The 6,938-nt window shown below is 57.5% G+C and carries 9 protein-coding genes; 6 read left to right on the top strand and 3 right to left on the bottom strand.

All coding sequences use genetic code 11. From position 1 onward, the window contains the following. Positions 1-575 precede the first annotated feature (575 nt). From ACXJKO_RS28525 to ACXJKO_RS28515, 3 genes are all read left to right on the top strand, one after another. Positions 576-785 (top strand): hypothetical protein, encoded by a 210-nt coding sequence (locus ACXJKO_RS28525; RefSeq protein ID WP_457094412.1) that lies wholly within the window; start codon positions 576-578, stop codon positions 783-785. Between the two features lie 29 nt (positions 786-814). After that, a complete protein-coding gene (locus tag ACXJKO_RS28520) occupies positions 815-1,054 on the top strand; it encodes a hypothetical protein (RefSeq protein WP_457094411.1) in 240 nt (79 codons plus the stop codon). 858 nt (positions 1,055-1,912) lie between these two features. Next, complete coding sequence (locus ACXJKO_RS28515; RefSeq protein WP_457094410.1) at positions 1,913-2,299, top strand: DUF6894 family protein; 387 nt, start codon at positions 1,913-1,915, stop codon at positions 2,297-2,299. Positions 2,300-2,529: 230 nt separating this feature from the next. Here the strand turns inward: ACXJKO_RS28515 and ACXJKO_RS28510 are convergent, their stop codons facing one another. From ACXJKO_RS28510 to ACXJKO_RS28500, 3 genes are read right to left on the bottom strand one after another with little or no spacing between them, the layout of a single operon-like run. Beyond that, on the bottom strand, positions 2,530-2,682 hold the full coding sequence (locus ACXJKO_RS28510) for a hypothetical protein (RefSeq protein ID WP_457094409.1): 153 nt from the start codon (positions 2,680-2,682) through the stop codon (positions 2,530-2,532). Between the two features lie 9 nt (positions 2,683-2,691). After that, positions 2,692-2,970, bottom strand: a complete 279-nt coding sequence (locus ACXJKO_RS28505; protein WP_457094408.1) for a hypothetical protein — start codon at positions 2,968-2,970, stop codon at positions 2,692-2,694. 26 nt (positions 2,971-2,996) lie between these two features. Beyond that, positions 2,997-3,890: a LysR family transcriptional regulator gene (locus ACXJKO_RS28500; RefSeq protein ID WP_457094407.1), complete on the bottom strand. Its 894-nt coding sequence runs from the start codon at positions 3,888-3,890 to the stop codon at positions 2,997-2,999. 184 nt (positions 3,891-4,074) lie between these two features. Between ACXJKO_RS28500 and ACXJKO_RS28495 the strand changes: the two genes are divergently transcribed. The 3 genes from ACXJKO_RS28495 (at position 4,075) to ACXJKO_RS28485 (ending at position 6,913) form a co-directional block, all read left to right on the top strand. Then, a complete protein-coding gene (locus ACXJKO_RS28495) occupies positions 4,075-5,130 on the top strand; it encodes an alpha/beta hydrolase (RefSeq protein WP_457094406.1) in 1,056 nt (351 codons plus the stop codon). Positions 5,131-5,219: 89 nt separating this feature from the next. Beyond that, positions 5,220-6,440 (top strand): MFS transporter, encoded by a 1,221-nt coding sequence (locus tag ACXJKO_RS28490; RefSeq protein WP_457094405.1) that lies wholly within the window; start codon positions 5,220-5,222, stop codon positions 6,438-6,440. Then, positions 6,437-6,913, top strand: coding sequence for a cyclophilin-like fold protein (locus ACXJKO_RS28485; RefSeq protein ID WP_457094404.1), 477 nt, complete (start codon positions 6,437-6,439; stop codon positions 6,911-6,913). The genes ACXJKO_RS28490 and ACXJKO_RS28485 overlap by 4 nt, the downstream gene beginning before the upstream one ends. Positions 6,914-6,938: the final 25 nt, after the last annotated feature.

Here is a 6,938-nt window from a genome sequence, read left to right as displayed (position 1 = left end):
GTGTTGAAGATCGAACATGAAGCGGCTGTTCAGGCACATGGGGAACCTCCACCTCTCACATGCGAACCTTCGGCAATCGCAAAGAAAGTCCTAAAATTCGCCTCAACTTAATATGGGAACTAAAATCACGATTACAGGGGTAATAAATAACTAAATATCAAATAAATACGATTTAAATATCTAGAATTTACATAATGACATATGCTGTAGAACAATAAATTAGGCGACTGACAGGATTAGTTACTTATCCTGCCCGCCTTGTCTCAGGTAAGAAGCAGCAAGATGTTAAGCCAAGCGATTATCTCAGCCTTGCTCATCGCCGGATGTCTCCTCCTGTATGGAATGGGCACTCGAGAGGGAGCGATCAAACATCCCAAAACCCTGCGATAATGGAGGACAAGATGTTCGATAAATCCCGCCAGCCCTGGAACAATGCCCCACTGAACCTGACGCTCATCATCGTTGTGATCGCGGCCTCTGTTGCCATGTACTTGATCGCCGTGCGCGGCTGGTCTTGGTGATAAACAAGCAGGATAGACGACTTTGCCCGAGGACGATCTGGAAAGGATGCTGTCATGAGAACGCATCGCTATGCCGTCGGCCAGCACGTCAACTACGCCGAGGCTTATCCACCCCATGATCTTTGGAGGGGCCATTACGAGATCGTCTTCCTTCTCCCCGCCGGAGACCGGGAGCCTCAATATCAGATCCGCGGCGATGATCAGACGTATGATCGGGTCGTTGGGGAATCCCAACTCCAGGAAGATGGCGGCGCGAGGGGATGATGCGGTTGGGCGGGAAGCGGATCAAGAGAGTGGATGAAGAGCAAGATCTTATCCCGAACCGGCGCAATACGGCTGAACCCGAGCAGATCCGACAACTTGCCCAGCAACTCCGGGAGCAATTCGCCTGGAGAAGACCGCCGACGGCCTCCAGCGCGTCAGGACTTGATGATTTCGCCGTAGATCCGTTCGATCTGGTCGAAATCCAAAGAGCCTCCATCCGTGACTTTTATGCGGGCGCTGGCACGATACCGTTCCGGCAAGTCCTCTAGAGTGAAGACGATAGCATCGCGCAGGCTGCTGAACGATCGAACCGTCCCAGGATCGTCCGTCTCCTGTCGTCTCGGCTCATCTGGCGCAGACCACGCAACCTGAGCTGGCCGGTTGAGTTCAAAATCACTCATGACACCTATTCTCTCTATCGACAGTCAAAGTCGAGTCTGGTGACGAGCGAGCAACGAAGCAATATGCCAAGGCCGAAGAACGTCACCGCTACCGGTCACGATCCAATGGATACGAGGTATATGGTCCTGCTGTGCGGCGACAAGAGCTCGATTGAGGGTTGGGAACTCCTCGCCACGCACAGCCCCGTCATAATCAGGCCAGAAGATGAGCCAGGCCGGTGCTTCAAAATTCATTTTCATTCGGTCAAATAGCTCTCGACGTGTGGCAAGATGGTGAAGCTGGAGAGGTGTAAGGGATCTCGATGCGCTATTGTCTGCCACTCATCRTCATACAGGAGGGCTACGGATCCAGACTTCGGTCTCTATATCTAAGCATGGGGCCGTTAGGTGTGCTCCTCAAGGGGATTTCCTATGCGGCTCATAACCGTTACAGCCATGCTTGCCTTACTAGTTCTACCTCATTCCGCTTATTCAAAAGACACGGCTACGCCTGAGGCATGGAAGCCAAAAGCTTCCTCGGAAAAGGAATATACAACCGAAGAATCGGCGGCGATGGGCAGAGCCGTCCGAACAAAAGCTGAGACGCAAGAGCGTATCTGGGATCGCAAGATGAAGGTTCTCATGAGAGGCATCTGCACAGGGTGCTGATCGGCGGCGATCTTCGAGTGGGCGCTTGGAAACCGCAATAGCCATCAAAAAGTCTGGTAGCTGTCCTATCCTTCCAACATGAGTAACGATCCGAAGAAGCCAAGCCAGCGTCAGGATCTCAGAAGGTGGGATGATGAGGGTGGCGCGCCCCGATCAGGTCATCCTTCTCAGGAGTCGCCCTTTGCGCCCGAGCACAGTGCGGAAACGGCTCTCTACTACTTCAACATCCGGACTGAAGGCGGCTTCCTCGAAGACCCCGAAGGAGACTCGTATCCTGACCTTCAAACTGCGCGAGAGGCCGCAATAGCCAAGGCGCGCGTCATGATCACCGAAGGCGACCAGAAGGGCGAGGACCGGCGAAGCTGGCGCGTCGAGATCATGGACAGAGCCAATCAGCACCTGCTGACAGTCGGGTTCTCAGACGACCTTGACCCAAAAGCAAGCGGCGAAGTTGGAGCAGGATAACTGTCACAGCGCGGTACGATTGAAGGAATGAGTCAATCATGAGCAAAAGCCATCTCAGTATCACCCAAAGAGTTGTGAACTCGGTCTGGAAAGCCGTGAGAATGCTGGAAGATCGTCCCGAACCGCTCCCGAAGGTAAAACTCAACGGGCGGCGAGGCTACGGAGACGACGGAATCCCATCGCCAGATAAGAAGCCGGACGAGAAGTGATTTGAACAGGTGCCTTCGCACCTAAGGGACAAATACAAGGAACAGGAAGGTCACGAAAATCACGAGGCGAACGAAGCCATACAGAATATTTGTCCGCCCGGTGCCAAAGGTGAGAAGACTGACGACAGCCGTGAGCATGAGCAGGACGGTGTCCTCGCCGTCTAGGCCCAGCATGAGCTCCCTCTAGAGCATGAGGTTGACCACCGCAACTGCAGGAATAGTCAGGCTGATGATGGTACGTGACGATCTTAGTGCCAAGTTGAGGCTCTTCTGCAGCTTATTTCCTCGCGCTGCCCGGACCGCTGCCATGCTCTCCGGCAAAAGGACCAAAAAAGCTACGCCGACTCCGACCACCACCTCAGGAGCGCCGATGAGCGTTGTGCCTGCCTCCACGACAGCAGCAAACATCTTCGAGAGCAGAATAACCGCGCTGAGCGACAGGACGAGCAGAGCTGCGCTCACCATTATCTGCCAGCAGTTTGCTGCTATCAGCCGCGAAAGCGAAGCGCTTCCAGCACGACTGCAAAGGCTGGCGCGTGCTGCCGGCTGCTTGGGTAATAGAGGTGGTAACCGGGGTAAGGTTCGCACCAATCTTCCAGCACCCGCACAAGCTGCTTTTTCGCGATCTGCTCTTCAACGAGATCCTCAGGCAGATAAGCGAGCCCGAGCCCGTCCAGGGCGGCGCTCCGTGCGAGCTCCAGACTGTTGACCGCGAGCTGACCCTCGACGCGCACGTTGATTTCGCGGCCGCGTTTCTCGAACTCCCAGGGAAAGTATCCTCCGCGCGTGACGCGCCGCAGATTGATACAGCGGTGACCGGTCAGGTCTTCGGGACGCTTCGGCACCGGGTGCGTCGTGAAGTAGTCCGGCGTTCCGACAATCGCCTGCCGCATCTCCGGCCCGATGCGCACCGCGATCATATCCTTCTCAACGAATTCGCCGACCCGAACGCCGGCATCGAAACGTTCGCTCACGATGTTGGTCAGGCCCTCATCGGTCACGAGCTCGACCGTAATGTCGGGGTATTCGCGCATCAGCTTCGACAGCTTCGGCCAGAGGAGCGTTTCGGCGGCGTGCTGGGTCGACGTGATGCGAACGATTCCTGATGGCTTATCCCTAAGCTCCGTGAGCGCCAGGAGACTTCCTTCGATCTGAGCAAATTGTGGCTCGGTGCTGCGGAGAAGACGCTCGCCGGCCTCTGTAGGAGCGACGCTGCGGGTGGTGCGGTTCAGTAGTCGCACACCCAGCCGCTCTTCGAGACCCCTTATCGCTTGGCTCAAGGCTGGCTGGGAGACACCCAGTCGAATGGCAGCCCGTGTGAAACTGCCTTCCTGTGCGACAGCGATGAAGGCGATGAGATCGCTAACGGTCTCGCGAAACATTCATAACCTCTGCTTATAGGATCATGATCAATATAGCATCTAATCCTATGAGTTAGCACCCGCTAGATTGGCGTTCAAGCCAAGCGTTCTGGCTAGGCGCGAAGAATATCGGTGCAGCTGTTCGATGATCGCAGCCATAGCAAGGCTGAAAAGCGGTCAACCAGAATAGAAAAGGAAAATTGAGATGAAGGAATTCGCTTTGAGTCTCGCAATTATGCTGGGATCTGTTTCCGGAATTGCCGTCAGTGCCTCTCCGGCGCTCGCTCAAGACCTGTCACGCGGAGCCAACAACTTCTACAAGAGCGATAGGGTCGACGTGAAGAGCGTCACCTTCCAGAACCAGTACAACATGAAGGTGGCGGGCCACCTCTTTACGCCCAAGGACATGCAGCCGAACGCGAAGCTGGCCGCAATCGTCGTCGGACATCCGATGGGAGCGGTGAAGGAGCAGAGCGCGGATCTCTACGCCACAAAGATGGCCGAGCAGGGTTTCGTGACGCTCTCCATCGACTTGTCCTTCTGGGGTGAAAGCGAGGGTACACCTGGTCACCTGGTGGCGCCAGACATCTATTCCGACGACTTCAGTGCCGCAGTGGACTTCCTGAGCACGCAGCCCTTCGTCGACCAGGAGCGCATCGGCGCAATCGGCGTGTGCGGCAGCGGCAGCTTCGTCATCAGCGCGGCTAAGATCGACCCGCGCCTCAAAGCCATTGCGACCGTCAGCATGTATGACATGGGGGCAGCGTTCCGAAACGGGCTGAAGCATTCGGTGACGCTCGAGCAGCGCAAAGAGTTCATCCAGAAAGCGACGGCTCAGCGTCTGGTCGAATTCACTGGCGGAGAGACGCAGTACATTCCCGGCACGGTCAACGAGCTCACCGAGAGCACCGATCCGATCCAGCGCGAGTTCTTCGACTTCTATCGGACACCCAGAGGCGCCTACACCCCCAAGGGGCAGCAGGCGGAGCTGACGACGAAACCGACGATGAGCAGCGTGGTCAGGTTCATGAACTTCTATCCGTTCAACGACATCGAGACGATTTCCCCGCGACCGATGCTCTTCATTACGGGTGACAAGGCGCATTCCAAGGAATTCAGCGAAGACGCCTACAAGCGGGCAGGGGAGCCGAAGGAACTCTACATCGTGCCGAACGCCGGCCATGTCGACCTTTATGACCGCGCCGACCTGATCCCGTTCGACAAACTAGCCGACTTCTTTCGCGGGAAGTTGAGCTCGTAACCGACTTGCCGATACGAGCATCACAACATGGCATGCCCGGCAACCCAAAGGACGCCGGGCGTGCTTTCCAATAAAAGCAAGGACCAGTCATGAAGCACGGAGATACCACGGTAACGAGCGGATACTCCCCAGAGACCGCACAGTGGGGCGCCGTCTTCGCGTTAACGCTCTGTGTCGGAACGCTGATTGCTTCCGAATTCATGCCGGTCAGTCTCCTGACCCTCATCGCCTCCGACCTCGGTGTAAGCGAGGGAACGGCCGGCCAGGCAATCGCCGTCTCCGGGCTGTTCGCAGTTCTGACGAGCCTCTCGATCTCCAGTCTGACRCGCGGCATCGACCGCCGTACCGTGCTGCTAGGCCTCACGCTGCTGATGATGGTCTCCGGCGCGATGGTCGCCTTCGCGCCGAACACCGCGATCTTCATGGCGGGCCGGGCGCTCGTTGGCGTCGTCATCGGCGGATTCTGGTCGATGTCGGCAGCGACCGTCATGCGCCTGGTGCCGCAATCCCAGGTGCCGCGCGCGCTTGGCCTGCTCAATGGCGGCAACGCGCTTGCGGCCACGATCGCAGCCCCGCTGGGGAGTTTCCTCGGCCAATATATTGGCTGGCGCGGTTCCTTTTTCGCCGTCGTGCCCCTCGCGGCTATTACGCTCGTCTGGCTGTTCGTCAGCCTCCCGTCGATGTCTGTGAAGATGGAGCAAAGCGGGACCGTGTTCCGCGTCCTGCGCCGCCGGAACGTCCCGCTTGGCATGGCGGCAGTCTCGCTGTTCTTTATGGGCCAATTCGTCCTCCAGACCTACCTGCGCCCATTTCTCGAGACGGTCACCGGAGTGAACACGTCGGCGCTCTCCCTGATCCTTCTTGTCATCGGCGGAGCAGGCGTGCTCGGCACCTATTTGATCGGGCTCCTGCTCAAGACACGGCTTTACAGCTTGCTCATCGTCCTGCCGCTGCTCATGGCGGCGATCGGCATCAGCCTAACGCTGCTTGGCGATTCGCCGTTCGCGACCACGTCACTGCTTGCGATGTGGGGGCTGATCGGTACTGCGGCGCCGGTCGGCTGGTGGACATGGCTCAGCAAAGCGCTGCCCGACGATGCCGAAGCCGGCGGTGGTCTTATGGTGGCAGTCATTCAGCTCGCGATCGCGCTCGGCGCATCATCTGGCGGCTTGCTGTTCGACCATGAGGGCTATCAGGTGACCTTCGCGTTCAGTGCATTCATCCTCGTGGTTAGCGTTGCTGCGGCTGCCCTCTGTGCCCGATCGGTTTCTGCGATACGGAATCAACGCTTGGAGGAGTGCTTGCCATGACAGGTCAGTCTTTTTCGCCGCTTCGCCGCGCGCTGCTCGGTGCAATGTTTGCGAGCGTTGTCCTATCCAAGCCATCCTTCGCGCAAGAAGGGAACAATCCGGCAAGTCAGGAGCCAACCGACATGAGAATAAGGTTGACCTTCAACAATCACAGTATGGCCGCAACCCTCTACGACAATCCGTCGGCACGCGATCTGGTGTCGCTTCTGCCGCTGGACCTTACGATCGACAACTACGCGAACAATGAGAAGATCGCCTATCTCCCGCGCAAGTTGACCGAAGAGGGAAGCGGACCGTTCGGCAGCGAGGCGCCTGGCGATCTCTGCTACTTCGCGCCTTGGGGCAATTTGGCGCTGTTCTATGCTGGCTATCGATGGTCGGAAGGTCTGATCCGCCTCGGCCGCTTCGAGGGTAGCTTTGAGTCCTTGCTCACGCGGGGGAAATTCCCGCTTAGGGTCGAACGCATTCCCTGAACAAACGCCGGCGGCGCATGAACCC

This window comes from Microvirga sp. P5_D2 (assembly GCF_054049475.1).
Note: the sequence above shows the minus strand (reverse complement) of the source record. Positions and strands in the feature narration are given on the sequence as shown.